The organism is Methylobacterium aquaticum (genome assembly GCF_001043915.1).
Lineage (GTDB): Bacteria > Pseudomonadota > Alphaproteobacteria > Rhizobiales > Beijerinckiaceae > Methylobacterium > Methylobacterium aquaticum.
Map to the genome: position 1 here is coordinate 1 of NZ_LABX01000252.1, position 25226 is coordinate 25226.

23 protein-coding genes and 1 pseudogene are annotated in these 25226 nt (G+C 70.1%); 9 read left to right on the plus strand and 15 right to left on the minus strand.

Features of this window, described 5'->3' with window-relative positions:
• The 6 genes and pseudogenes from VP06_RS27590 to ruvB form a co-directional block, all read right to left on the minus strand.
• A pseudogene (locus tag VP06_RS27590) lies at positions 1-492 on the minus strand (cell envelope integrity protein TolA); the annotation flags it as partial.
• A gap of 16 nt (positions 493-508) precedes the next feature.
• Positions 509-952 carry an ExbD/TolR family protein gene (locus VP06_RS27595; protein WP_048467012.1) on the minus strand — a complete coding sequence of 148 codons (444 nt, stop codon included), beginning with the start codon at positions 950-952 and terminating at the stop codon, positions 509-511.
• 31 nt (positions 953-983) lie between these two features.
• A complete protein-coding gene (gene tolQ, locus VP06_RS27600; protein ID WP_048467013.1) occupies positions 984-1700 on the minus strand; it encodes a protein TolQ in 717 nt (238 codons plus the stop codon).
• A 185-nt stretch (positions 1701-1885) separates the two neighbouring features.
• Entirely contained in the window at positions 1886-2290 is a 405-nt protein-coding gene (gene ybgC, locus VP06_RS27605) for a tol-pal system-associated acyl-CoA thioesterase (protein ID WP_048467051.1), read from the minus strand.
• A gap of 303 nt (positions 2291-2593) precedes the next feature.
• Complete coding sequence (locus VP06_RS27610; protein ID WP_048467014.1) at positions 2594-3541, minus strand: metallophosphoesterase; 948 nt, start codon at positions 3539-3541, stop codon at positions 2594-2596.
• Positions 3534-4607: a Holliday junction branch migration DNA helicase RuvB gene (gene ruvB / locus VP06_RS27615; RefSeq protein ID WP_048467015.1), complete on the minus strand. Its 1074-nt coding sequence runs from the start codon at positions 4605-4607 to the stop codon at positions 3534-3536. Before ruvB ends, VP06_RS27610 begins: the two co-directional genes overlap by 8 nt.
• A 131-nt stretch (positions 4608-4738) precedes the next feature.
• On the opposite strand from ruvB, the gene chrA reads away from it, so the two are divergent.
• A complete protein-coding gene (chrA, locus tag VP06_RS27620; RefSeq protein WP_048467016.1) occupies positions 4739-6124 on the plus strand; it encodes a chromate efflux transporter in 1386 nt (461 codons plus the stop codon).
• A 267-nt stretch (positions 6125-6391) separates the two neighbouring features.
• Here chrA and VP06_RS27625 read toward each other — a convergent pair whose 3' ends face one another.
• Positions 6392-7045, minus strand: coding sequence for a glutathione S-transferase (locus VP06_RS27625; protein WP_048467017.1), 654 nt, complete (start codon positions 7043-7045; stop codon positions 6392-6394).
• 330 nt (positions 7046-7375) lie between these two features.
• Here VP06_RS27625 and VP06_RS27630 point away from each other — a divergent pair, with 330 nt between their 5' ends.
• Together VP06_RS27630 and rpsU are read left to right on the plus strand one after the other, a co-directional pair.
• Complete coding sequence (locus tag VP06_RS27630) at positions 7376-8605, plus strand: polyhydroxyalkanoate depolymerase (RefSeq protein WP_048467018.1); 1230 nt, start codon at positions 7376-7378, stop codon at positions 8603-8605.
• A gap of 320 nt (positions 8606-8925) precedes the next feature.
• Positions 8926-9222, plus strand: coding sequence for a 30S ribosomal protein S21 (gene rpsU, locus VP06_RS27635; RefSeq protein ID WP_048467019.1), 297 nt, complete (start codon positions 8926-8928; stop codon positions 9220-9222).
• 85 nt (positions 9223-9307) lie between these two features.
• On the opposite strand, the gene VP06_RS27640 is transcribed toward rpsU, so the two are convergent.
• Entirely contained in the window at positions 9308-9688 is a 381-nt protein-coding gene (locus tag VP06_RS27640) for a response regulator (RefSeq protein ID WP_048467020.1), read from the minus strand.
• A gap of 479 nt (positions 9689-10167) precedes the next feature.
• Here VP06_RS27640 and VP06_RS27645 point away from each other — a divergent pair, with 479 nt between their 5' ends.
• On the plus strand, positions 10168-10959 hold the full coding sequence (locus VP06_RS27645) for a class II glutamine amidotransferase (protein ID WP_048467021.1): 792 nt from the start codon (positions 10168-10170) through the stop codon (positions 10957-10959).
• 70 nt (positions 10960-11029) lie between these two features.
• Here VP06_RS27645 and VP06_RS27650 read toward each other — a convergent pair whose 3' ends face one another.
• The 7 genes from VP06_RS27650 to VP06_RS27680 form a co-directional block, all read right to left on the minus strand.
• The gene (locus VP06_RS27650; RefSeq protein ID WP_048467022.1) at positions 11030-12709 is read right to left on the minus strand and encodes a methyl-accepting chemotaxis protein; all 1680 of its coding nucleotides are present in this window, start codon (positions 12707-12709) and stop codon (positions 11030-11032) included.
• A 229-nt stretch (positions 12710-12938) separates the two neighbouring features.
• Positions 12939-14429, minus strand: a complete 1491-nt coding sequence (locus tag VP06_RS27655) for a carboxypeptidase M32 (RefSeq protein WP_048467023.1) — start codon at positions 14427-14429, stop codon at positions 12939-12941.
• A gap of 130 nt (positions 14430-14559) precedes the next feature.
• Positions 14560-15462, minus strand: a complete 903-nt coding sequence (locus VP06_RS27660) for a sigma-70 family RNA polymerase sigma factor (RefSeq protein ID WP_048467024.1) — start codon at positions 15460-15462, stop codon at positions 14560-14562.
• Positions 15452-15916 carry a carboxymuconolactone decarboxylase family protein gene (locus tag VP06_RS27665; protein ID WP_048467025.1) on the minus strand — a complete coding sequence of 155 codons (465 nt, stop codon included), beginning with the start codon at positions 15914-15916 and terminating at the stop codon, positions 15452-15454. The genes VP06_RS27660 and VP06_RS27665 overlap by 11 nt, the downstream gene beginning before the upstream one ends.
• A 48-nt stretch (positions 15917-15964) precedes the next feature.
• Entirely contained in the window at positions 15965-16474 is a 510-nt protein-coding gene (locus tag VP06_RS27670) for a cupin domain-containing protein (RefSeq protein ID WP_245291339.1), read from the minus strand.
• Positions 16475-16687: 213 nt separating this feature from the next.
• Entirely contained in the window at positions 16688-17467 is a 780-nt protein-coding gene (locus VP06_RS27675) for an AprI/Inh family metalloprotease inhibitor (protein ID WP_053082066.1), read from the minus strand.
• Between the two features lie 18 nt (positions 17468-17485).
• Positions 17486-18442 (minus strand): 2-hydroxyacid dehydrogenase, encoded by a 957-nt coding sequence (locus VP06_RS27680; RefSeq protein ID WP_245291340.1) that lies wholly within the window; start codon positions 18440-18442, stop codon positions 17486-17488.
• A gap of 271 nt (positions 18443-18713) precedes the next feature.
• On the opposite strand from VP06_RS27680, the gene VP06_RS27685 reads away from it, so the two are divergent.
• The 5 genes from VP06_RS27685 to leuC all read left to right on the plus strand — a co-directional run bounded on the left by VP06_RS27685 (position 18714) and on the right by leuC (position 25163).
• Positions 18714-19805 carry an ABC transporter ATP-binding protein gene (locus tag VP06_RS27685; RefSeq protein WP_048467026.1) on the plus strand — a complete coding sequence of 364 codons (1092 nt, stop codon included), beginning with the start codon at positions 18714-18716 and terminating at the stop codon, positions 19803-19805.
• A 90-nt stretch (positions 19806-19895) separates the two neighbouring features.
• A complete protein-coding gene (locus VP06_RS27690) occupies positions 19896-21206 on the plus strand; it encodes an ABC transporter substrate-binding protein (protein ID WP_048467027.1) in 1311 nt (436 codons plus the stop codon).
• A gap of 361 nt (positions 21207-21567) precedes the next feature.
• Positions 21568-22512 (plus strand): carbohydrate ABC transporter permease, encoded by a 945-nt coding sequence (locus VP06_RS27695; RefSeq protein WP_048467028.1) that lies wholly within the window; start codon positions 21568-21570, stop codon positions 22510-22512.
• Positions 22513-22529: 17 nt separating this feature from the next.
• Positions 22530-23420 carry a carbohydrate ABC transporter permease gene (locus VP06_RS27700; protein WP_048467029.1) on the plus strand — a complete coding sequence of 297 codons (891 nt, stop codon included), beginning with the start codon at positions 22530-22532 and terminating at the stop codon, positions 23418-23420.
• Between the two features lie 327 nt (positions 23421-23747).
• Positions 23748-25163, plus strand: a complete 1416-nt coding sequence (gene leuC / locus VP06_RS27705) for a 3-isopropylmalate dehydratase large subunit (RefSeq protein ID WP_048467030.1) — start codon at positions 23748-23750, stop codon at positions 25161-25163.
• Positions 25164-25226: the final 63 nt, after the last annotated feature.

The following is a 25226-nucleotide window of genomic DNA, read 5'->3' on the forward strand; positions in this document are numbered from 1 at the left end:
GACCCCGCCGACGCGCCCGCCCGAGATGAAGGTCGCCAACGCCGAGGAGATTCCGCCGCCGTCCCTGCGGCCGGCCCTCTCCGCATCGGCCTTGGTGGTGTCGGGGCGGGGCGGCGGCATCGGGGCGGACTCGGGCTGCTCGAGGGCCGGCCGCAGGGACGGCGGCGGAATCTCCTCGGCGTTGGCGACCTTCATCTCGGGCGGGCGCGTCGGCGGGGTCGGCACGTTGGCCTTGGCCTCGCCGGGGTCGTTCTCCTGCGGCTTGTCGGCAACCCGGTCGGCGCGCGGGCTTTTGGCCGGGGCCTCGCCGTCGCGCTGACCTCTGGTCAATTCCGAAAACTGGTTCTCGGTGATGACCTCGACCGGCACGCCCTCCTCGGCCTGCGGCAGCGCGTGCGAGGCGGCGGCGAACAACGCCAGCCCGATCAGCACCACATGCGCGCCGGCCGACACCCAGACGCCGGGCTCGGACCTGTCGAAGGGAAACACCACGGCGAACCCCGCCCTCCTAACGCTGGTCGGGCTCGGTCACGAGGGCGACCTTCTTGAAGCCGCCGCTCGTCACGATCGCCATCACCTGGGCGACGCGGCCATAATCGACCCGCTTGTCGCCGCGCACGAACACCCGCTCCTCGAACCCGTCCTTGGCGGTGGCCGAGAGCCTGGCGACGATCGTGTCGTCGGTCAGCTCGTCCTCGCCGAGAAAGACCTGACCGGTCTGCCGGATCGAGAGGGTGACCGGCTTCGAATCCTGGTTGAGCGGCGCGGCTTTGGTCTGCGGCAGGTCGAGGGGAACGCCGACCGTCATCATCGGCGCGGCGACCATGAAGATGATCAGCAGCACCAGCACGACGTCGATGAACGGCGTCATGTTGATCTCGTTGATCGCGCCGCCCCGCCGGCCGCGCCGACGGCGCCCGCCGCCCTGTGCCGCTCCGGAGGCCATGCCCATCTGGCTCAATCCTTCTTCACGAGGCCCGGGATCAGGCCGCCAGCGCCATGCGCTCGTCGATCTGGCGCGACAGGATGGCCGAGAACTCGTCGGCGAAGCCCTCCAGACGCCCTTGCGCCTTGGCCACGGAGGCCTGGAGCTTGTTGTAGGCGAGCACCGCGGGAATCGCCGCGAACAGGCCGATCGCGGTGGCGAACAGCGCCTCGGCGATGCCGGGCGCCACGACCGCGAGCGAGGTGTTCTTCGAGGCGGCGATCGACGTGAAGGCCGTCATGATGCCGAACACCGTGCCGAACAGGCCGATATAGGGGCCGGCCGAGCCGATCGAGGCCAGGAACAGCAGGCGCGAATCCAGCCGCTCGACCTCGCGCTGGATCGTGACGTCGAGCACCTTGTCGATGCGCTGGCCGAGGCTGCGGATCGAGCGGCCCGAACCCTCGTAGGAGCGACGCCATTCGCGCATCGCGGCGACGAACAGGGCGGCGAGCCCGGTCGCCGGCTTGTCGTTGTAGGCGCGGTAGAGTTCCTCCAGCGGCCGGCCGGACCAGAACTCCTCCTCGAACGCATCCATCTCCGCCTTGGTGCGGCGGAAGAGCAGCGTCTTGTCGATGATGATCGACCAGCACCAGATCGACGAGCCGAGCAGGCCGAGCATCACCGCCTTGACCACGAAATGGGCCTGCCAGAACAGGCCGAACATCGTGATCTCGGCCACGGGCATCGCCTGGGCGGCATCGGCGGGATTCATGCGGCTTTCCTCGCGTCCCGGGCCGCTCGACGGCCCTCGGGCACTCCAACCGGGATCGGGGCTTTTCGTATGATGGTTCGATCGCGCCCGAATCTGTCGAAAGTATGGGCCGCCGCTCCGCGAAGAGCGTTTGCCCGCCGCAAGTTAAGCCCCCGGCAGGGTTAAGGATTGGTGTGCGGAATCGCTCAACGGCGGGTCAGCGTGCGGCGCAGGGCCTCGGGCAGGCGCACCGCCCGTCCGTCGCGCACGCAGGCCACCACCACCTCGGCGCGCACCAGAACCTCGTCGCCGCGGCGGACCTCCTGGTCGAGATGCATCGAGGCGCCGCGCAACTCTCGGGTCGCGGTCAGCACCGTCAGGGCATCGTCCATGCGGGCGGGCTTGAGGTAGTCGAGGCTCATCCGCCGCACCACGAAGACGAGGCCGTCCGCCTCCCGGTGCAGGTCGGACTGGTCGCCGGCGAGCCCGCGCAGCAGCTCGGTCCGGCCGCGCTCCATGAAGCGCAGGTAGCTCGCATGGTAGACGAAGCCGGAGAAATCCGTGTCCTCGTAGTAGACGCGCAGGGGCAGGGCGTGGGCGTCCGGGGGCATGGTCTCGGTCACGCGGAGTTCGTCCTCGGTCTCATCCATTCGCGCCTTGAACCGTCTCGGCCGAGATGAGGTGTCGACGGAGCGCGCATTTCCCCTTTTCCGGGTAGGTTATCGCATTCACACAACTCGACCTGATCGTTCTTCCCCATTTGAAAGGAGCGCACCTCCCTTCACCATTGCGGGGAGGGGAAAGCGCGAGCGTTGAGAAGGATCGGTCTTCAGAGGCGAAGTGTGAATCTGCAAGCCCGTGCGGAAGAGGGGATCCGGCGCTTTTACGTGAAATGAGGCCGGTGGAAAAATCGATCACGCTGCCGCCTCCGCCCCCAGCTCCACCACCACGATCTCCGGCGGCACCCCGAGGCGGATCGGCGCGATGCTGAGGCCCAAGCCCCCCGAGATCACGAGGTCGCTCGCCTCGCGGACATGGCCGTAGACGTAGCGTCCGGGATAGCGCGAGGGGACCACCGGCGACCAGCCGAACAGCCGCACCTGACCGCCATGGGTGTGGCCCGACAGGGTCAGCGCGACCCGGGCGGGCACCTGGGCGAAGATATCGGGCTCGTGAGCCAGCAGGATCATCGGGGCGCCGTCCGGTACCGCCGCCAGGGTCTTGGGCAGGTCGTGCAGGCCCGGTCGCCTGTGACCGTAGCGGCGCCAGCCCGGCGTCAGGGCGATCTGGTCCTCGAGCCCGGCAAGCCACACCGGGCCGGCCCGGGTGGCGAGGGGCACGGCCTCGTTCGACAGGACCCGGATGCCGTTCTGCGTCAGCGCGGTACCGGCGATGGTCGGCCCCTTGCCGCGACGCTGAGCCTCGGCATCCGTCCACCAATCGTGGTTGCCGAGCACCGCGTAGACGCCGAGCGGCGCCGTGAGCGTGCTCAGGATCGGCGCCCATTCGGTGGCGGGCACAACCCGCGTGACGTAACGCTGCCCCTCGACGAAATCGCCCACCAGCACGACGAGATCGGCCTGCAACGCATTGGTCGCCGCAACGATGCCGGCGATCCGCGCCGCGCTCATCCACGGCTCGCAGGCATGGATGTCGGTCAGCACCGCGATGCGAAGGCGCAACCCCGCCGGCCAGGGCGCGGCGGGGTTGGGCTTGATGGCGTAGGAGGTCACCACCTGCCGGAACGGCTCGATCCCGGTCGCATAGGCGCCGGTGCCGACGCCTGACAGCGCGAGGGCGCCCGCCCCCTGGAGCACGCGGCGGCGGGTGAACAGGCGATACCCCTGCCCCGCCTCACGCATCCTCGTCCCCGCCGGCGAACAGGCCGAACTGCACGGTGGACTCGCGGTTCGGCTCCGGCAGGCCGAGATGGCGGAAGGCATGCGCGGTGAGCACCCGGCCGCGCGGTGTGCGCTGCACGAAGCCCTTCTGGATCAGATAGGGCTCGATGATCTCCTCGATCGCGTCGCGCGGCTCGGAGAGCGCCGCCGCGATGGTCTCGACCCCGACCGGGCCGCCATTGAACGACTGGGCGATGAGGGTCAGGTATTTCCGGTCCATCGTGTCGAGGCCGGCGGGATCGACGTCGAGGAGCCGCAACGCCCGGTCGGCGATGGCCCGGGTGATGGTGGGGGCATCCTCCACGATGGCGAAGTCGCGCACCCGGCGCAGGAGCCGCCCGGCGATGCGCGGCGTGCCGCGGGCGCGTTTGGCGATCTCGTTGGCGCCGTCCGGCGCCATGCCGATGCCGAGCACCCGGGCGCCGCGGCTGACGATCAATTCGAGTTCGTCGATATCGTAGAATTCGAGCCGGACCGGGATGCCGAAGCGGTCGCGCAACGGCGTGGTCAGCAGCCCCGCCCGGGTGGTGGCGGCCACCAGCGTGAATTTCGGCAGTTCGATCTTCACCGAGCGGGCGGCTGGCCCCTCGCCGATGATCAGGTCGAGCTGGTAATCCTCCATCGCCGGATAGAGGATCTCCTCCACCGCCGGGTTGAGGCGATGGATCTCGTCGATGAACAGGACGTCGCGCTCGTCGAGGTTGGTGAGCTGCGCGGCGAGATCCCCGGCCTTGGCGATCACCGGGCCGGAGGTCGAGCGGAAGTTCACCCCGAGTTCGCGGGCGACGATCTGGGCGAGCGTGGTCTTGCCGAGGCCGGGCGGCCCGACGAACAGCACGTGGTCGAGGGCCTGGCCGGTCTTCTTTGCCGCGTCGATGAAGACCTGGAGGTTGGCGCGCGCCGCCTTCTGGCCGGTGAAGTCGGCGAGGCTGAGCGGCCGGATCGAGGCTTCGGCATCGTCCATGCGGCGCTCGGGGGTGAGGAGGGCTTTGCTGGGCTTGCTCACGCGGGACCTGACGGGGTGCATCAACGGCGGCGCGAGGCCGGCGGCATCCGCACGCGCGGCAACCCGCCCGGCGGATGTAATCGCCGGCCTCTGTCGCACAACGCGACCGATCGCGCTACGCTGCGGCGCATCCCACCCGGAGAGCCTGCTGCGTGACGAGCCCCGAGACCGCGACGCTTGACCGGGCGCCGCCCCGGCCCGTCACCCTGGCGCAGGCCCTGCCGGTCTGGCTGCGGATCGCCGCCCTGTCCTTCGGCGGGCCGGCCGGGCAGATCGCGGTGATGCACCGGGTGCTGGTCGAGGAGAAGCGCTGGATCTCCGAGAACCGCTTCCTGCATGCCCTCAATTTCTGCACCCTGCTGCCCGGCCCGGAGGCGCAGCAGCTCGCCACTTACGTCGGCTGGCTGATGCACGGGCCCCGGGGCGGGCTGCTGGCCGGCGGGCTGTTCGTGCTGCCCGGGCTCCTCGCCATCATGGCCCTGAGCTGGATCTACGTCCTGTACGGGCAGGCCGGACCGGTCGCCGGGCTGTTCTTCGGCCTCAAGGCCGCGGTGCTCGCGATCGTCCTCGAAGCGGTGCAGCGCATCGGCCGGCGCGCCTTGCGCGGCCCGGTGATGACCGGGCTCGCCGCTGCCGCTTTCGTGGGCATTTTTGTCTTCGACGTGCCGTTCCCGCTCGTCGTCGTGGTGGCGGGCCTCGTCGGCTTCCTTGGCGGCCGGGCCGGGCATCCGGCCTTCCGTCCCGGCGGCGGGCACGCGACGGCGGCAACGGGCGCCGCCTACCTGTTCGGCGACGACGCGCTGCCGCGCGAGCGCGCGACCTGGCGCGACACACGGACGACCCTCGCCATCTGGGCGGCGATCTGGCTCGTCCCGGTCGCCGCTCTGGTCCTGGCGCTCGGGCCCGATGACGTCTTTTCGCGCATCGCGGTGTTCTTCTCCACGATGGCGCTGGTGACCTTCGGCGGCGCTTACGCGGCGCTCGCCTACGTGGCGCAGGCGGCGGTGGAGCAGTACGGCTGGATGCAGCCCGGCGAGATGCTCGACGGGCTCGGCATGGCCGAGACCACGCCCGGCCCGCTCATCATGGTGACGCAGTTCGTCGGCTTCCTCGCCGCGTCCCGGGCCCCCGGGCCGCTGCCCGCCCTGGTGGCCGGGACCTTGGGGGGGCTTCTCACCACCTGGGTCACCTTCGCGCCCTGCTTCCTGTGGATCTTCGTCGGCGCCCCGTATGTCGAGCGCCTGCGCGGCCACGCGGCGCTGGCCGGCGCGCTCTCGGCGATCACCGCGGCGGTGGTGGGGGTGATCCTCAACCTGGCGGTCTGGTTCGCCCTCCACACGCTGTTCCGGACCGTGCGCCCGGTGACTTTCGGGCCGCTCCGGCTCGACCTGCCGGTGCTCGCGAGCGTCGATCCCTACGCGCTGGCCCTGGCGCTCGCCGCGGTCGTGGCGGTGTTCCGCTTCCGGGTCGGGATGCTCCCGGTGCTGGGGGCATGCGCGGCGGCGGGCGTGGGGTTGCGGCTGGCGGGGCTGATCTGAAACCGTGCCCCCCAGGACCCGACCGCATGCTCTCGTCCTTCATCCCGCCGACCACCTCGTCCTGAGCTGACCGGCGATCGAGGATCGCCCGCACCTCGGGATCAGGCTGGAGACGGGATGAAGTGAGCCTTCCGCATCGCTAGAGCACTTCACGATTGCATTGCAATCGCGAAGCTTCTCTAGCTGTTTGATCTTGCCGCATTTTCTACGACGAACCGGTATCCACTTCGTCGGACAATGCTCTATGATGCGCCGGCAACAACGATGTCAGAACTCCATGTCGAGTTCCTCGATCTCCTCCGGCTCCTGCTCCGCCGCGGCGATCCACTCCCGCATCAGGTCCCAGTCCATGATCCGGTCGCGGTAGGCGGCGCAATCGGGCGGCAGGGCGACGCCGTAGGTGACGAAGCGGGTGCAGACCGGGGCGTACATGGCATCCGCGACCACCGGCCGCTCGCCGAACAGGAACGGCCCCCCATGGGCCTTGAGCGCCTCCTGCCAGATCTCGACCACCCGGGCGATGTCGCCCTGGGCGCCGCCCCAGAGCTTGAAGTCGGTGTAGCGGGCGCGCAGGTTCATCGGCAGGGCCGAGCGCAGATTGATGAAGCCGCCATGCATCTCGCCCGAGATCGAGCGCGACCAGGAGCGGGCAGCGAGATCCTCGGGCAGGAGCCCGGCCTGAGGCCGCACCTCGGTGAGGTACTGGGCGATGGCGAGCACGTCCCAGACCCGCACCGCGCCGTGGGTGAGACGCGGCACCAGGAACGAGGGCGTGAGGTGCAAGAGCTCGGCCCGGCTCGCCGGATCGCCGGACAGGACCTCCACGTCGAGGTCGAGCCCCGCCATGCGGCAGAGCAGCCAGCCTCGCAGCGACCAGGACGAATAGTTGCGGCTTGAGATCGTCAGCGTCGCCTCGGCCATGCCGTATCCTCCCCGGGCCGGTTTCGCGCGGCCCGTCTGCCCCTGGATTCCCGGCCCGGCGATCCAAGACTCGTGCCGGTCGCCTGGGGCGATCGGACCGCGCGGTGGCGGCGGTCTGCGCCGCCGCAATCTTCGCGCAAGTGACACGGACCTAGACTGCCCCTGAAGACGGACGTGAGAGGACTGACTTGGCACGAGGGTCGCATCCCGCGAGCGCTGGGGATGGCCGCCATGCTCCGCCGAAAGTCCGGTCGCGGGAGGAGGAAGCCATGCCCTACGCTTGCCGGCGGGCCGCATCCCGCGCGTGTCCGTGAGGGAGAGCCCGGGCCGATGCTCTATGATGCCTTCGAGGTCCAGTCGGATTTGGCCAGCGCTACCCGCGCCTGGGGGCGGGTGCTGCACGGGGGCACGTCGCCCTGGACACGGGCCGGCTACGGCGCGCCGGCGACCTGGGTCGCGGCCGCCGCCCGGATGATGATGCGGGCCGGCCTCACCCACACGCGGCCCTCCTACGGGATCGACGCCGTGCGGATCGGCAACCGCGAGGTGCCGGTGACCGAGGAGCCGGTGCTCTCGACGCCCTTCGGCACCCTGCTGCGTTTCCGCAAGGACATGGTCAGCGAGCAGCCGCGGGTGCTGGTGGTGGCGCCCCTGTCGGGCCATTTCGGCACGCTGCTCCGCGGAACCGTGCGGACCCTGCTCGCCGACCACGACGTCTACATCACCGACTGGCACAATGCCCGAGACGTGCCCCTGAGCGCCGGCCGCTTCGGCTTCGACGATTACGTCGCCCATCTGGTGCAGTTCCTGGAGGCGATCGGCGAGGGCGCCCACCTCGTGGCGGTGTGCCAGCCCTGCGTGCAGGCCCTCGCCGCCGCCGCCGTGATGGCCGAGAGCCGCAACGCGGCGCATCCGGCGAGCATGACCCTGATGGCCGGCCCGGTCGACACCCGGATCAACCCGACCAAGGTCAACGAACTCGCCACCTCGCGGCCGATCGCGTGGTTCGAGCGCAACCTGATCGCCACCGTGCCGCGCCGCCATGCCGGGGCCGGGCGGCGGGTCTATCCGGGCTTCATGCAGGTGGGGGCCTTCATGTCGATGAACGCCGCGCGCCACATGCACGGCCATCTCGACCTCTACTGGCACCTCGCCGAGGGCGAGACCGCCAAGGAATCCCAGGCGAAGGCGGCGCAGATCGAGACCTTCTACGACGAGTATTTCGCCGTGCTCGACCTCGCGGCGGAATTCTACCTCGAGACGGTCAAGACCGTGTTCCAGGACGCGACCCTGGCGCAGAACAAGCTGACCTTCCGCGGCAGCCCGATCGACATGCGGGCGATCCGCAAGACTGCCCTGATGACGGTGGAGGGCGAGCGCGACGACATCTGCTCCGTCGGCCAGACGATGGCGGCACACGACCTCTGCGGCGGCCTGAAGCCGTTCCGCAAGCGCCACCACCTCCAGGCCGGCGTCGGCCATTACGGGGTGTTCTCGGGCCGCAAATGGGAGAGCCAGACCTACCCGCTGGTGCGCAACTTCATCCAGGCCAATGCGTGATCCCGCATCACCGTCGCGTGTCTGCGACGGTGCCCCGCGCGACGCCTGATCCGCCACCCTGGCCGCTCAAATTTCGCTCAGGCGGCCACTCCCCGGTTGGAAGTTGTAGCGGAGTGGTGTAAGGCCCCGATCAGGCGCATACCGTGCGCCGACAGCTTGCGCCGGGCTCCGGTGCGACCGCGATGCGACCTAAGCCCCTCCCGGTCCTTCAGGGGCCGGGCCGTGGGGCGCATTGCGGTTGGTCGGGCAGGCAGCCATCCGGGCGCGTTCCGCGCAAGGTCGGCCACGATGTTACGATTTAGACAAAAGGACATACACCCTTGCAGGTACTCGTTCGGGACAACAACGTCGATCAGGCTCTCCGCGTCCTCAAGAAGAAGATGCAGCGTGAGGGCATCTTCCGCGAGATGAAGCAGCGCAAGGCTTACGAGAAGCCGTCGGTGCGCAAGGCCCGCGAGAAGGCGGAGGCCGTGCGCCGCGCCCGCAAGCAGGCCCGCAAGACTGCCATCCGCGAGGGTCTGATCGCTGCGCCGAAGCCGAAGCCTCGCGTCGGCGCTCCCCGCCGTTCGGCTCCGGCCGCCGCTGCCCCGGCCGCCGCTCCGGCCATCTCCGCCTAAGGAACCGGCCGCGCCCCGCCCCTCGGGCGGGGCCCAGACCCGACGTGAGCCCGACGCCGCGAGGCGTGCGGGCTCTTGTCGTCGGTCAGGCCGCCGCGCTCGCGGCCCGCTCGGCCTCGACCAGGACGTCGAAGGGCCGCCAGGGCTTCGGCATGTAGACGGCATGATCCGGCACGGCCTGCGCCGCCCCGGGTCGCGAGGTCACGACGAGCCGCACGTCCGGCCAGTCGCGCTCCACCGTGCGGGCGAGCGTCGCCCCGTCCATCTCGCCGGAGAGCTGCATCTCCGTGAACAGCAGCGCAACCTCGGAGCCGTGCTCGCGCATCACCGCCAGCGCACCGGCGGCGCTGTCGCAGGCGATCACGTCGAGATCGGTTTCCTCCAGGATCGCGGCAGCGAAATCCCGAACGGACTCATCGTCCTCCACCACGACGGCGATCGGCGCGGTGGGTGCTGCTCTGCCCATGAAGCCTCCTGTGTTGCTCGATGATGTGGTGTGTCCCGAGTTCTCGTGCGGGCTCGGGATGGATGCCGGGCCGATCGGCCGCCCAACGCATCGCCGCGCGGCCCCGGCGCGCGACGCGAGCCAGGGAAGCGGGACCGGAGGGACGGGACATCAAGCTCGGTGTGACGCGCGTGCCGGGACAACGGACGCAACCCGGCGACGCATGCGTGAGCATCAACGACCCAATCCTGACATTGATCCCGGCAAAAGGTCTACCCTCGCTCGGCCCGCGGATGCGCCGCGCGCAGGCCAGACCCTTCCCCGACCGCACTGCCCGCATCGTGGGCAGAGGCCGTAGGCAAGTGGGGAACCTTCGTGCATGCTGCGGCGCATTAACGAGCTGTTCACCGTCCGGGGCGGAATGTTACCGTTCGATGAAGGCGGCGGACGAGGCATGGCCCGAGGCGGGACCGGCACCCGCCGCGGGAGGTGAAGAGCCGATGTGCCGCTTCCTCGCCTACCACGGCGAACCGGTCTATCTCGACGAGCTGGTCTGCGCGCCGACCCATTCCCTGGTGCACCAGTCGCTGCACGCGACCGAGGCCCAGACCGAAACCAACGGCGACGGTTTCGGCATCGGCTGGTACGGTGATCGGCCGGAGCCGGGCCTCTACCGCGACGTGCGGCCGGCCTGGTCCGACGAGAACCTGCGCAGCCTCTCCCGGCAGATCCGCGCCCGCACCTTCTTCGCCCATGTCCGCGCCGCGACCGGCACGGCGACCACCCGGGCGAACTGCCACCCCTTCGCCCATGGCCGCCACCTGTTCATGCATAACGGCCAGATCGGCGGCTACCCGCGCATCCGCCGGCGGCTCGAAGCCCTGATCCCGGATGCGCTCTACGAGGCGCGCCAGGGCACCACGGATTCGGAGGCGCTCTTCCTCCTCGCCCTGGCCCATGGCCTCGAGCGCGACCCCGTCGGCGCGATGGCGGCGAGCCTGTCGGTCGCCCGCGGCCTGATGCGCGAGGCGGAGATCGACGAGCCCCTTCGCTTCACCGCCGTGCTCACCAACGGCGAGAGCCTCACCGCCTATCGCTGGGCCTGCGACGGCCGCCCGCCGAGCCTGTACTGGCGCCAGACTGCCACCGGCCTCGCGGTCGTCTCGGAACCGATCGACGGCCGCCGCGCCGGCTGGTCCGAAGTGCCGAAGGGCGGCACCCTCCTGGCGTGCCCGGGCGAGCCGGTGCGGGTGGTCGGACCGGAGGCGGCCGGGTTCAGGGCCGCGGCCTGAGGACCACGTCCGTTTCCCTTGCCATGCTCCTGCCCATGCCGCCGCCCGCGCCGGGTCGAAGGCCGGAGCCTCACACCGCCCGCACCTCGCCGAGGAACGCCGTCACCGAATCCGCCAGCAGGGCCGAGTTCTGCGCCAGCGCCCCGGCCACCGCCCGGACCTGATCCGACTGGGCGGCGCTCGCCAGCGACGCAGCCCGGACCTGCTCGATGCTCGCGGCGACGCTGCGGGCTTGCGCGCCGGCGCGGTCGATGTTGTGGCCGATCCCGGTGCTGATCGCCGCCTGGTCCTGCATCGCGGCGCGGATCTCCTCGGCCAGCCGGCTCGTCTCCGCGACAGCCCCGATGATCGCCCCGATCTCCTGGGCGGTGTGCCCGGTCGCGCCCTGAATCGCGGTGATCTGCGCGCCGATCCGGTCGGTGGCGGCGGCAGTCTGTCCGGCCAGCGCCTTCACCTCGGCCGCGACGACCGCGAAGCCCCGCCCCGCCGTCCCGGCCCTTGCCGCCTCGATCGCCGCGTTGAGGGCGAGCAGGTTGGTCTGATCGGCGATGGTGCGGATCAGGTCGGCGGCCTCTCCGATCTCGGCCGAGGCGTTGACCAGCCGTTCCACCGTCTCCGCGGTGGCCCGGCTGCGGGCGAGCGTCGCGCTCGCCATCTCGCTCGTGCGGCCGACCCGGTCGCCGACGCCGGAGGCCGAGTCCGAAAAATGCCGGAAGGCGCCGTCCACCTCCGCGACGGCCCGGGCGGCGACGCCGGACGCGCCGGTGACCGCCCCCGATTGCTGCTCGACCTCGCGGGCCGCCCGCGACAGCACGTCGGCGGTGAGGTCCATCTCGCGGGTCGAGGCGTCGAGGGCATCGGCCGCCTGCGAGGCCCGGACCTCGAAGGCCCGGCAGGCCGCCTCCAGCCGCTCGGTCCGCTGCCGCTCGCTCTCGGCCCGGGCCCGCTCCACCTCCTGCGCCGCTCCCTGCTCGCGCAAGGCCGCCTGGAACACCGCGATGGCGGCGGCCATCTCGCCCATCTCGTCGCGCCGCCGGGTGAACGGCACCGCGACCGACAGGTCGCCGACGGTGAGGGATTGCATCGTGCGGCGCAAGGCGCCGAGCGGGCGCTGCACCTGCGTCAGGCTCACCCAGACGGCGCCCGCGATGGCGAGAACGAGCCCGAGGGCCGGCACCGCGACGAGGGCCACCGCCTCCCGGTGCCGGGCCCGGGCGACCGTCGCGCGCTCGGCCTCGAGCCGCGCGAGCACCGAATCGCCGAGGGTGAGGATCCGCGCCACCATCCGCTCGCGGCTGACGATCGTCGCCTCGTCGGCGGCCTGGATCCGTGCCGCCTTGGGCGAGAGCGTCTGGCCGAGTTCCGCCGTATCGCGCTGGTAGGCGAGGAATTCCTGGAGCGTCAGCGAGAGCGTGCGGGCCTCGGCCGCGTCGAGAAACGGCGCGAGCGCCGTGAAGAAGGCCGGGCGCTCGGCCTCGACCGCCGCGATCGCGGTGCCCAGGGCCCCGAATTTCTGCCGCGCCTCGGCGACGTCCTCGGATGCGACCAGGGCCTGCACCGTCACCACCACGTGCTCGATGCCCTGCGCCAGAGTGCGGGTGTGGAGCGCGGCCTCCCAGGCCGCCTCGACGGCACCTGCGCGGTGCTGCTCGTTCTGCGAGAGGGAGATCGCGAAGGCGGCGATGCCGGCCGCGACCAGGATCGGCAATCCGACGACGATGCCGAGCTTCTTGCCCAGGGTGAAGCGCATGGGACGCACCAAAATGCGATCTGATGGCATGCCCCATACGGCGGCAGAAGCTTATATGTTATTAAATTTATCCGTCAAAGTATTGTCATAATTTCCTGGTGACAATCCTATGACATTCATATGACAATCGGCTGTCGACCCACCGACGATGACACGACGACATCTCACGATTTGGCTTCATTGGTCAAGCAGGGCGGCGGCACCGTGGTTCGTCGGTGGAGGGATCCGGTCACGCGTCGAGGTAACGACGGCGCAGATGGCCGAGGAAGAGCTCCGCCGAGAGCGGCCGCCCGGTCGCGGCGGCGAGGATCTCCTGCGTCCCGAACGCGCTGCCCTTGTGATGCACGTTCGCCCGCAGCCAGCCGACCAGCGGCGCGAAATCGCCCCGCGCCAGGCCGGGGCGCAGGTCGGGCTCGGCCTTGCAGGCGGCATCGAAGAGCTGGGCCGCCATCATCGCCCCGAGGGTGTAGGTCGGGAAGTAGCCCCAGGCGCCGCCGGGCCAGTGGATGTCCTGAAGGCAGCCCCGCGCGTCGTCCGGCACGGTGAGCCCGAGGAGCCGCCGCATGCCCTCGTCGAAGGCGCCTGGCAGGTCGCCGATCTCCATCTCGCCCCGGATCAGCGCCCGCTCCAGCCCGTAGCGCAGGAGGATATGGGCCGGATAGGTGCACTCGTCGGCATCGACCCGGATGAAGCCCGGCGCGACCGTCGTGTAGGTGCGGTAGAGGGCGTCGGCCTCCCAGGCCGGGCCGGTGCCGCCGAAAGCCGCCCGCACCAGCGGCGCCAGATAGGCCACGAAGTCCCGGCTGCGGCCCGCCTGCATCTCCAGGGTGAGCGACTGGCTCTCGTGCAGGCTCATGCCGCGGGCGGCGCCCACGGGCTGGCGGCGCCAGGCGGCGGGGCGGCCCTGCTCGTAGAGGGCGTGGCCGGTCTCGTGCAGCACGCCCATCAGGGCGCGGGCGAAGTCGGCCTCGTCGTAGCGGGTGGTGATCCGCACGTCGTCGGTGGCGCCGCCGCAGAACGGGTGCAGGCTGACGTCGAGGCGGCCCCTGGTGAAGTCGAACCCCGCCGCCCGCATCAGGGTCAGGCCGACCTGGCGCTGGGTCTCGACCGGGAACGGCCCCTCCGGCACGGGGACCGGGCCGGCCGCCGCCTGGCGCGCCTGCGCCTCGGCGATCAGGCCCGGCAGCTCGGCCTCGAGCACGGCGAAGAGCGGGTCGACGGTGTCTTGCCGCAGGCCCGGATCGTAGCTGTCGAGGAGGGCATCGTAGGGCGCGAGCCCCAAAGCCTCGCCCTTCGCCCGGCCGATCTCGCGCTGGAGGTGCAGAACCTCGGCGAGGTCGGGCCGCAGCAGCGCGAAATCGGACATGCGGCGAGCCTCGCGCCAGGTCATTTCGGCCCGCGACACGGCGCGCGCACTGGCCTCCACGAGGTCGCGCGGCACCGCCGCCGCATGGGTGTGGGCCCGGCGCATCTCGGCGAGATTCGCCCGCTGCCACGCATCGAGCCCGTCCTCGTCGGCCGCCGCGGCGAGCCGGTCGGCGGTGGCGGGATCGGTCAGGAGGTCGTGGGCGAGGCCGCGCAGCACCGCGATCTGGTCGCCCCGCCCCTCCGCCGCCCCGTCCGGCATCAGCGTCTGGGCGTCCCAGCCGAGGATGCCGGAGGCGTCCTCGAGGGCGCTGAGGCGGGCGAACGTGGCTTCGAGGGCGCGGTAGGCGTGCATGAGGAGATCCGGTGCGATGGAATCGTCGCCAGGTTGTCGAACGGCGGCGTGCGGCCTGACAAGGTCCGGGGCGAGGCAGAGCCGATTTCGCGGAGCCGGCCCGGGCGCTCGCGCTCCGGGCATCGCGCCGTCAATGCGACGGCGCCTCGCCACGCGCCAGCCCGAGCCGGCTCGCGACATGGCCGAGCTTGTCCGGATTGCGGGTGATATAGATGCCGGCGATCCGGCCGTCCTCGACGGCGAGCGCCGTCACCTGCAGCACGCCGCCGCGCTCCAGGCTGGCATAACCCGGGAGGCCGTCGACCGTCACGGCCCCGAGGAAGGTCGCCGGCTCGGCCCGGTGCTTCCGGGCGAGGCCTGCAAACAGCCGCAGGATGCGCGCGGGGCCGACGATCGGATTGAGGACGGCAATGACCTTGCCGCCGCCATCCGCCCGCATGACGGCGTCGTCGGCCAACATCGCCCGCAGGGTGCCGACATCTCCGTCGCGGGCGGCGGTGAAGAAGGCCTGCGCGAGGCGCTCCCCCTCCTCGCGGGCGACCGGGTAGCGGGGCCGGCCGGCCTGGACGTGCCGGCGCGCCCGGACCGCGAGCTGGCGCACAGCCGCCGCGTCGCGGCCGAGCGTGCCTGCGACCTCGCCGAGGGGCACGCCAAACACGTCGTGCAGGAGAAAGGTGGCTCGCTCCAGCGGCGACAGCCGTTCGAGCGCCATCATCAGGCCCAGGGTCAGGCCGTCGCCTTCCACCGCGTCCTCGTCGGCGAATTCCACCAGCGGCTCGGGCAGCCAGGCGCCGACATAGGTCTCGCGCCGCAGGCGGGCGGAGCGGAGCGTGTCGAGGCAGAGGCGGGTGACGATTCGCGACAGGAAGGCGCCCGGCGACTGCACCGCCGCACGGTCGGCCTCCGCCCAGCGCAGCCACGCGGTCTGGACGACGTCCTCGGCTTCCGCGAACGAGCCGAGCATGCGGTAGGCGAGGCGCACGAGCCTCGCCCGTTCCGCCTCGAAGGCCTGCGTTCCGTCGTCAGGCGGCATCGCGCGACGGATCCGCGTCGTGCCGCCCGCGCAACCCGACCTGGAGCCGGTTCCAGAGATTGATCGCGCCGATCTGGAGCGTGAGCTGCACCTGCTCCGCCTCGCTGAAGACCTCACGGACCTCGTCATACACCGCGTCGGGGGCGCCCGTCTCGGCGACGCGGGTCAGCGCCTCGGTCCAGGCGAGCGCCGCCCGCTCGCGCGGGCTGTAGATGGTCGCCTCCCGCCAGGCATTCAGAAGGTAGAGGCGCATCTCGCTCTCCCCGTTCTTGCGGGCCGCGGCGGCATGCATGCCGATGCAGAAGGCGCAGGCATTGATCTGCGACGCCCGCAGCTTCACCAGTTCCAGCAGGCTGTGCTCCAGGACGCCGGCCCGGAGGCTGCTCTCCACGGTCATCATCGCCTTGATGGTCGCAGGGGCGTGTGCGTAGGGGTTCTCGACACGAGGGGTCATGGGCGGTTCTCCGTGATCGGGATGTCTGAAGCTCCGGCGGGGTGCCGGTCAGTGGATCGGGGTGGTCAGGATGGTCTCGGCCGTATCGACGACGAAGACCGCAAGCAGGCGCGCCGGTTCGGTGGCGCTGGCATTGGCGCTGACGCCGTGTCGGTCTCCCGGCCTCTCGGTAAAGCTCTCGCCGGCCGCGTAGACGCGCGCCGGGCCGTCATTCACCTGGCTGCGGACCGCGCCCGCCAGCACCGTCGCGACGATGAAGGCGCTGCCGGCATGGCGATGCGCGGGCGACGACCCGTTCGGGCCGTATTCGACCAGCACTCCGCGCAGGCTCTTGCCCGGGACGTTCGGGATAGCCTGGTCGAAGACGACGGCGACCCGGGCCTCCCCCACGGCCGGAGGTTGGGCAGCCAGAGGGTTGGCGGCCGGTGGTGCGACGGTCGGGTCTTGCGCCAGCGCTCCGGTCGCGAGGAGAAGCAGCGCCGCCGCGAGGCGGGCGGGTCCGATCATGGCTACCCCCGGGCGCGCCGCCGCGGCCCCGTCCTTGGTCACGATCCTCATGAGTCATCGGCCTCCGCAGGGGCGCGCCGGGTTGCGGGCCCCTTCGCGCTCATGACGAGGCAGCCTCGGCGGATGTGACATCCCGCGGAGAATTTTCGGCGCTCGTGCCGGAAGGCGTCATTGCGCCGTGATCGAGGGCGCCGGTCACCTACATGGAAGCGTTACGATGCGTCGGCGATCGAATGCCGGTTCAGGACAGGGCGGGGCCGCCCCTCACGGCTCCACCCGCCGCAGCACGAAGGTCGTCCCGATCTCCGGGTCGCGGCGCCAGCGCCCCTCCCCCACCGGGATCAATTCGACGCTGTGGCCGCGCCGCGCCACCAGGGTGAGGCGGCCGGCCTCGTAATGCCAGGCGGTGGGATCGAACAGGGCGAGGCCGGGATCGCGGCAGCCCTCCTGCACCTGGGCGGCGTCGGGCCTCAGAATGACCCGGCAGACGTCCTTCTCGACGAAGCGGTCGAGGGTGTAGAGCCCGGTCACCGCGGCGGCGGTGGTCGGGGCGCCGGCCCAGGCGTCGCGGGGGACGGACGGGTTCGAGAGCGCCGCCGTCGTCACCAACGGCGTCTCGGGGGCACCCTGCCGAGCGCCAGCCTGAACCAGGCTGTAGCGCTCGCCGCTCGCCGCTTCCGCGCTGCGGGGACCGTCGCCGTCCGGACCCGTGAAAGCGAGGATCGGCTGGCCGTCCCGGTCGAGGAGCTGGATCAGCTCGCCCTGCTGGCGCCAACCGCCGAGGCCATTGACCAGCGGCAGTGCCCTCCGGCAGCCGGCGGGGAAGCGCAGAGCCCGGCCGACTGGGCCGGCCTCCGGCGCCAGCATCAGGCCGCAGCGGCGGAAGCTGCCGTCGAGGGCCAGTTCCCACGGCCCCGCCAACCCGGTTTCGTGCGGTGAGGGGGGCTGCTGCGATGCGGAGATGTCCTGCGCCGCCGCGCCCCCCGCCCCGATGGCCACCGACACCGCGAGACCCAGGGCAGGAAGAAGGCGGCGCAGGGACATGGCATGTCTCTCTTGAGTCTAAGCCGTCCAGGGAGTCTCGGCCACGGGCGTCACCGGACCTTTGCCCTGGAACCAGGAGGTCAGGTTGTCAACGACGAGCTGGCCCATAGCGTTGCGCGTGTGATGCGACGCGGAGCCGACATGCGGCAGCAGCACCGCGTGCTCCTGGGCGATCAGGGCGTCCGGGACCTTCGGCTCCTCGGCGAACACGTCGAGGCCGGCGCTCTGGATCGTGCCGTCGGCGAGCGCCGCGGCCAGCGCCTCCTCGTCGACCAGCGTGCCGCGGGCGACGTTGACCAGCACGCCCTCCCGGCCCAGCGCCTCCAGCACCTCGCGGCCGACGATGTTCTTCGTCTCGGGGCCGCCCGGCGCCACCACCATCAGCACGTCGCAGGCTTTCGCCATCTCGATCAGCGAGGGGAAGTACTCGTAGGGAACGTCCGCCTGCTTCGTCCGGCCGTGATAGGCGATCGGCAGCCCGAAGGCGACGAGGCGATGGGCGATCGCCCGGCCGATTCGGCCGAGACCGAGGATGCCGACCTTGCGCCCGCGCAGCGTGCCGGTGAGGGGATAGGGCTTCTCCAGCCACTTGCCCTGGCGCAGGTAGCGGTCGACCTGCGGGATCTGCCGCACGGTGGCGAGCAGCAGGCCGACCGCGAGATCCGCCACCTCGTCGGTCAGCACGTCGGGCGTGTTGGTCACGATCACGCCGCGCCGGCCGCAGGCCGCCGCATCGATCGTGTCGTAGCCGACGCCGAAATTGGCGACGATCTCGAGCTTCGGCAGCCGGTCGAGGAGCGCGTCGTTCACATGGACATGGCTTGCCGCCATGCCGCGAATCGCCGGCCCGACCTCGTCGAGGAAACGCTCCTTGTCCTCGGCCAGGTCGCCGCGGTGAAGGGTGAAATGCCTCTCCAGGCTTTCGGTCACGAGCGGCGCCATCGGCCGCAGGATCAGAACATCTGTGGACTTCAAGCCTGTCTCCCGGTCGTTTCTCGCGCATCCGACGATCGGCGCATGGCGAGGCGCTTGATCTTGCGCCCCGCGCGCCCGATGATGGCCGCCAACACGAGAGGCGGCAAGACAGGCCGCCCCGTTCGACGGGTCGAGGAAACACCCCATGAGCGCCAGATGCCCCGTCGAGGGCCCGCCTGTCGTGTGTTCGTCGTCTGCCTGTGGCAGCGCTGCCGTTCCGGTCCGTGCGCCGCGCGCGACCTTTCTCTGAAAAACACGACACGAGGAGCCGATGGCCGGGCTGGAAATCAGGAACGTGCGCAAGTCGTTTGGGGCCACCCCGATCCTGCACGGCGTCTCGATCGACATTCAGGATGGGGAATTCGTGATCCTGGTCGGCCCGTCGGGCTGCGGGAAATCGACCCTGCTGCGCATGATCGCAGGTCTCGAGAACATCACGGCGGGCGAGATCCGGATCGGGTCGCGGGTCGTCAACGCGGTGCCGCCGAAGGAGCGCGACATCGCCATGGTGTTCCAGAACTACGCCCTCTACCCGCACATGACGGTGCGGGACAACATGGCCTTCTCGCTCAAGCTGCGGAAGGCCGCCAAGGAGGAGATCGACAGTCGCGTCGGCCGCGCCGCGGCGATCCTCGGCCTCGAGAAGCTCCTCGACCGCTATCCGCGTCAGCTCTCGGGCGGTCAGCGCCAGCGCGTGGCGATGGGCCGGGCGATCGTGCGCGATCCGCAGGTCTTCCTGTTCGACGAGCCGCTCTCGAACCTCGACGCCAAGCTGCGCGTGGCGATGCGGGCCGAGATCAAGGAGCTGCACCAGCGGCTGCGCACCACCACGGTCTACGTCACCCACGACCAGATCGAGGCCATGACCATGGCCGACAAGATCGTGGTGATGCATGACGGCGTGGTCGAGCAGGTCGGCGCGCCGCTCGACCTCTACGACCGGCCCGACAACATGTTCGTCGCCGGCTTCATCGGCTCGCCGGCGATGAACTTCCTCAAGGGCAAGATCGCCGGCAGCACCTTCCGCACCGAGGGCGGCCTGACCCTGCCGCTGCCGACCCGGGGCGCCCGCCCTGCCGATGGCATGCCGGCGGTCTACGGCCTGCGGCCGGAGCATGTGCGGCTGGCCGAGAACGGCGTGCCGGTCGAGGTCGCGGTGGTGGAGCCGACCGGCTCCGAGACCATGGTGCTGGTGCGCCCGCCGGGCACCGCCGGGCAGGACGTCACCAAGGAGGTCGCCCGCGACATCGCCTGCGTGTTCCGCGACCGGATCGGCGCCGGCCCGGGCGAGCGGATCAGCATCACGGCCGATCCCGCCCTCGTCCACCTGTTCGACGCCGAGAACGGCCGCCGGCTGAACTGAGCCGAGATGTTTCGAGCCGGCGGCGGGACGCCATCCCGCCGCCGGCCGCACCTCGCCAACACTCACGACCATTCCGGGAGAGACGCCACGATGTCAGCCTTCGATCGTCGCCAGATCCTCAAGGCGGGTGCCGCCCTCGGCCTCGCCTCCGCGGCCGGCCTGGACGGGTTCGCCCGCGCCTGGGCGCAGGAGAACCAGTGGAAGCCGGAGGCCGGCGCCTCGCTCAAGCTCCTGCGCTGGAAGCGCTTCATCCCCTCCGAGGACGAGGCTTTCATGCGCCTCGTCGACGCCTTCACCAAGGCCACCGGCGTTCCGGTGAGCGTGACGAGCGAGTCCTTCGACGACATCCAGCCGAAGGCGTCGGTGGCCGCCAATACCGGCCAGGGCCCGGACATGGTCTGGGGCCTCTACTCCTTCCCGGCGCTGTTCCCGTCGAAGTGCATCGAGGTCGCCGACGTCGCGGATTATCTCGGCAAGAAGTATGGCGGCTGGCTCCCCGCGGCCGAAGCCTACGGCAAGGTCAAGGGCAAGTGGATCGCCATCCCGATGGCGTTCAACGGCGGCTACATCAACTACCGCATCTCGGCCATGAACAAGGCCGGGTTCCAGAAGTTCCCGGAGGATCATGCCGGCTTCCTGGAACTGTGCCGGGCGCTGAAGAAGAACAACACACCCGCCGGCTTCGCCCTCGGCCACGCCACCGGCGACGCCAATTCGTGGATCCACTGGGCGCTGTGGTCGCACGACGCCTACCTGGTCGACGCCAACGAGAAGATCGTCATCAACTCGCCGGAGACCGCCAAGGCGCTCGAGTACGTGAAGGCGCTCTACGAGACCTTCGTGCCCGGCACGGCGTCGTGGAACGACTCGTCGAACAACAAGGCGTTCCTGGCGGGCGACCTCTACCTTACCGGCAACGGGATCTCGATCTACGCCGCGGCCAAGGCCGAGAAGAAGGACATCGCGGCGGATATGGACCACGGCCTGTGGCCGGTGGGCAAGTCCGGCAAGCCGACCGAGTTCCAGCTCGCCTTCCCGATCCTGGCCTACACCTACACCAAGGTGCCGAACGCCTGTAAGGCGTTCATGGCCTTCGCGCTCGAGGCCCAGAACTACAATGCCTGGCTGGAGGCGTCGCAGGGCTACCTCTGCCACCCGCTCCAGGCGTATTCCAACAACCCGATCTGGACCGCTGACCCCAAGAACAAGGTGTTCGGCGAGGCGTCGAGCCGGACGCTGGCGGCCGGCGGCCTCGCGCCGGTGAGCGAGAAGGTGGCCGCCGTGCTCGCCGACTTCGTCGTCGTCGACATGTTCGCCTCCTACTGCACCGGCCGCGAGGACCTGAAGACCGCGATCCGGACCGCCGAACGTCAGGCGCAGCGGATCTTTCGGTCGGCCTGAGCCGCTGACGCCCCTCGTTCGAGAGGGCTGACAGCCTCACGCACCGATCCGTGTGCGCTCCCCTCTCCCCATGGGCGGGGAGAGGGCTTTGGTGATCTTGTCGTCACCAAAGCGAGGCGGTCGCCGAAGGTGAGGGGGTGTTCCCGGTTGAGACACCTCCGGGAGCGCCCCCTCACCCTCGCCCCGGCTTCGCCTTCGCTGACGTCATCGACGACGAGGTCGATGACGTCCTCTCCCCGCCCGCGGGGAGAGGAGAAACCCGCGCCTCACGCGGCGACGGATGAGTGTGGCAGCGCGATTGCGCTGCGCTCATCTTTCCCGAGGCGGGCCCCAGAACAACAAAACACCCGGAGGAGGCCCCGTGTCCGACATCGCCCTCACCCGCCCCGCCGCGGCGGCGCCCACGACCGGCTCGGCCTGGAGCCGGTTGCGGACGAGCCGCGGCTGGCTGGGCTTCTGGTTCATGCTGCCGGCCGCCGCGATCCTGCTGCTGTTCCTGGCCTATCCCCTGGGCAAGGGCGTCTGGCTCTCGCTCACCGACACCCGGATCGGCCGCGGCGGCAATTTCGTCGGCATCGAGAACTACGAGTGGCTCTGGGACGACACCGTCTTCTGGCTCTCGGTGTTCAACACCCTGATCTATACCGGCTTCGCCTCGGTGGCGAAGTTCATGATCGGCCTCTACCTGGCGCTCTTGCTCAACAAGCGGCTGCCGTTCAAGGCGCTGATCCGCTCGATCGTGCTGATCCCCTTCGTCGTGCCGACCGTGCTCTCGGCGCTGGCCTTCTGGTGGATCTTCGACAGCCAGTTCTCGATCATCTCGTGGTCGTTGCGCCATCTCGGCCTGCTCGACCACAACATCGACTTCCTGGGCGACCCGACGATGGCGCGGATCTGCGTGACCTTCGCCAATATCTGGCGCGGCGTGCCGTTCATCGCCATCACGCTGCTCGCCGGCCTTCAGACCGTGTCGCCCTCGCTCTACGAGGCGGCGACGATCGACGGGGCGACGCCGTGGCAGAACTTCCGCCACATCACCCTGCCGCTGCTCACTCCGATCATCGCCGTGGTGATGACCTTCTCGGTGCTCTTCACCTTCACCGACTTCCAGCTGATCTGGGCGATGACCCGCGGCGGCCCCGTCAACGCCACCCACCTGATGGCGACCCTGTCCTACCAGCGCGGCATCCTGTCGGGGAATCTCGGCGAGGGCGCGGCCATCGCCACCGCGATGGTGCCGTTCCTCATCTTCGCCATCGGGATCTCGTGGTTCGGCCTCCAGAACCGCAAGTGGCAGACCGGCTAAACAAGGAAGCACGAACGATGGCCGCGACCACGACCGCCGACACCCCCGACAACAGCGAAGGCATGGCCTATCTCGACACGCTGCCCAAGCGCGTCGTCACGGTCTACCTGCCGCTCTTCGTCATCCTGGTGGTGCTGCTGTTCCCGTTCTACTGGATGGCGCTGACCGCCATCAAACCGGACGACCAGCTCATCGACATGGACACCTACAACCCGTTCTGGGTGGTGTCGCCGACGCTCAAGCACATCTCGAAGCTCTTGTTCCAGACCCACTACCCTCTGTGGCTCTGGAACACGATGATGATCTCGGTGGCGGCCACCGCGCTGTCGCTGTTCGCCAGCGTGCTGGCGGCCTATGCGATCGTGCGGATCCGCTACCGGGGCGCGGTCGCGGTCGGCGCCGCGATCTTCCTCGCCTATCTGGTGCCGCCCTCGATCCTGTTCATTCCGCTCGCCACCATCATCCAGGCTTATGGGCTCTACGATTCGCCCTTCGCCCTGATACTGGTCTACCCCACCATCCTGATCCCGTTCTCGACCTGGCTGCTGATGGGGTACTTCAAGACCATCCCCTACGAGCTGGAGGAATGCGCGCTGATCGATGGGGCGAGCCGCTGGCAGATCCTCGTCAAGATCATCCTGCCGCTGGCGGTGCCGGGGCTGATCTCGGCCGGCATCTTCTCGCTGACGCTGTGCTGGAACGAGTTCATCTACGCGCTGACCTTCCTGTCCTCGACGCAGAACAAGACCGTGCCGGTGGCGGTGGTGAGCGAGTTCGTCGACGGCGACATCTACCGCTGGGGGTCGCTGATGGCCGGCGCCCTGGTCGGCTCGCTGCCGCTGGTGATCCTGTACTCGTTCTTCGTCGAGCATTACGTCTCGGCCATGACCGGGGCGGTGAAGGAATAACAACCCTCGCCCTCGGGTGGGAACGGTCCGGGACGCCCCCTGCCCGAGGGCCTGATCGCCTCGCTCGACACTATCGACGCTCTCCGCGTCGTTCCGGGGCCACGCAGCGGTGCCCGTAACGACGCGGAGAGCGTGACATCGTCAGGGGCCCCGCAAGCACTCCCTGAAACGACGGGGTGTCCGCCCGCCTTGCGACGCCGGCATCCCCTTGCGGCGCCGAGGGGTCTACCCGTCGGCCGGTGAGCCGGTTACATGACGGGTCCGCCGGCCGCGCACGCCACGCGCCCGGCCTCACCGTCAGGTCTTCGTGACAAGGCAACAATTCCGATGACTGCCCCGCGCACCCTCTACGACAAGATCTGGGACGACCACGTCGTCGATCGTCAGCCGGACGGCACCTGCCTCCTCTACATCGACCGTCACCTCGTGCACGAGGTCACCTCTCCCCAGGCTTTCGAGGGGCTTCGTCTCGCCGGGCGCCGGGTGCGTCACCCGGAGAAGACGCTGGCGGTCGTCGACCACAACGTCCAGACCTCGGACCGCAGCCTCGGCATCGAGGATCCCGAGAGCCGCACGCAGATCGACACGCTGGCCCAGAACGTCCGCGAGTTCGGCATCGAGTATTACGACGCGCTCGACAAGCGGCAGGGCATCGTCCACATCATCGGGCCGGAGCAGGGCTTCACCCTGCCGGGCCAGACCATCGTCTGCGGCGATTCCCATACCTCGACCCACGGCGCCTTCGGAGCGCTCGCCCACGGCATCGGCACCTCGGAGGTCGAGCACGTGCTCGCCACCCAGACGCTGATCCAGAAGAAGGCGAAGAACATGCGCGCCGTCGTCGACGGGCGCCTGCCCGCCGGCGTCACGGCCAAGGACATCATTCTGGCGATCATCGGCGAGATCGGCACCGCCGGCGGCACCGGCCACGTGCTGGAATATGCCGGCGAGGCGATCCGCTCCCTCTCGATGGAGGGCCGGATGACGATCTGCAACATGTCGATCGAGGGCGGCGCCCGCGCCGGCCTGGTCGCCCCCGACGAGACCACCTTCGCCTACATCAAGGACCGGCCGAAGGCCCCGAAGGGCGAGGCGTTCGAGCGCGCCGTCGCCTATTGGCGCAGCCTCGTCTCCGACGAGGGCGCGCATTTCGACCGGGAGATCCGGCTCGACGCCGCCAGCCTGCCGCCGATCGTGACCTGGGGCACGAGCCCTGAGGACGTGGTCTCGGTTCAGGGCCGGGTGCCGGATCCGGCGCAGATCGAGGACGAGAACCTGCGCTCCTCCAAGGAGCAGGCGCTCTCCTACATGGGCCTGACGCCCGGCACCAAGATCACCGACATCGCCCTCGACAAGGTGTTCATCGGCTCCTGCACCAACGGCCGGATCGAGGACCTGCGGATCGTCGCCCGCATGGTCGAGGGCAAGAAGATCCACCCGAACGTCAGCGGCATGGTGGTGCCGGGTTCGGGTCTCGTGAAGCAGCAGGCGGAGGAAGAGGGCCTCGCCAGGATCCTGATCGAGGCCGGCTTCGACTGGCGCGAACCGGGCTGCTCGATGTGCCTCGGCATGAATGCCGACCGCCTGAAACCCCACGAGCGCTGCGCCTCGACCTCGAACCGCAACTTCGAGGGCCGGCAGGGCCACAAGGGCCGCACGCACCTCGTGTCCCCGGCGATGGCGGCGGCCGCGGCCATCGCGGGCCACTTCGTCGACATCCGCGAGTGGCCGGCGGGAGTCTGATCGCGTCTCACGAAACGGCGGAGTTCGGCGTTGACGCCGGCTCCGCTGCCGACTAAACGAACG

Coding starts and splice junctions, on each gene's coding strand:
- VP06_RS27595 (WP_048467012.1), bottom strand. CDS start 952: ATGGGCATGGCCTCCGGAGCGGCACAGGGCGGCGGGCGCCGTCGGCGC.
- tolQ (WP_048467013.1), bottom strand. CDS start 1,700: ATGAATCCCGCCGATGCCGCCCAGGCGATGCCCGTGGCCGAGATCACG.
- ybgC (WP_048467051.1), bottom strand. CDS start 2,290: ATGCCCCCGGACGCCCACGCCCTGCCCCTGCGCGTCTACTACGAGGAC.
- VP06_RS27610 (WP_048467014.1), bottom strand. CDS start 3,541: ATGCGTGAGGCGGGGCAGGGGTATCGCCTGTTCACCCGCCGCCGCGTG.
- ruvB (WP_048467015.1), bottom strand. CDS start 4,607: ATGCACCCCGTCAGGTCCCGCGTGAGCAAGCCCAGCAAAGCCCTCCTC.
- VP06_RS27625 (WP_048467017.1), bottom strand. CDS start 7,045: ATGGCCGAGGCGACGCTGACGATCTCAAGCCGCAACTATTCGTCCTGG.
- VP06_RS27630 (WP_048467018.1), top strand. CDS start 7,376: ATGCTCTATGATGCCTTCGAGGTCCAGTCGGATTTGGCCAGCGCTACC.
- VP06_RS27640 (WP_048467020.1), bottom strand. CDS start 9,688: ATGGGCAGAGCAGCACCCACCGCGCCGATCGCCGTCGTGGTGGAGGAC.
- VP06_RS27645 (WP_048467021.1), top strand. CDS start 10,168: ATGTGCCGCTTCCTCGCCTACCACGGCGAACCGGTCTATCTCGACGAG.
- VP06_RS27650 (WP_048467022.1), bottom strand. CDS start 12,709: ATGCGCTTCACCCTGGGCAAGAAGCTCGGCATCGTCGTCGGATTGCCG.
- VP06_RS27655 (WP_048467023.1), bottom strand. CDS start 14,429: ATGCACGCCTACCGCGCCCTCGAAGCCACGTTCGCCCGCCTCAGCGCC.
- VP06_RS27660 (WP_048467024.1), bottom strand. CDS start 15,462: ATGCCGCCTGACGACGGAACGCAGGCCTTCGAGGCGGAACGGGCGAGG.
- VP06_RS27665 (WP_048467025.1), bottom strand. CDS start 15,916: ATGACCCCTCGTGTCGAGAACCCCTACGCACACGCCCCTGCGACCATC.
- VP06_RS27670 (WP_245291339.1), bottom strand. CDS start 16,474: ATGAGGATCGTGACCAAGGACGGGGCCGCGGCGGCGCGCCCGGGGGTA.
- VP06_RS27675 (WP_053082066.1), bottom strand. CDS start 17,467: ATGTCCCTGCGCCGCCTTCTTCCTGCCCTGGGTCTCGCGGTGTCGGTG.
- VP06_RS27685 (WP_048467026.1), top strand. CDS start 18,714: ATGGCCGGGCTGGAAATCAGGAACGTGCGCAAGTCGTTTGGGGCCACC.
- VP06_RS27690 (WP_048467027.1), top strand. CDS start 19,896: ATGTCAGCCTTCGATCGTCGCCAGATCCTCAAGGCGGGTGCCGCCCTC.
- VP06_RS27700 (WP_048467029.1), top strand. CDS start 22,530: ATGGCCGCGACCACGACCGCCGACACCCCCGACAACAGCGAAGGCATG.
- leuC (WP_048467030.1), top strand. CDS start 23,748: ATGACTGCCCCGCGCACCCTCTACGACAAGATCTGGGACGACCACGTC.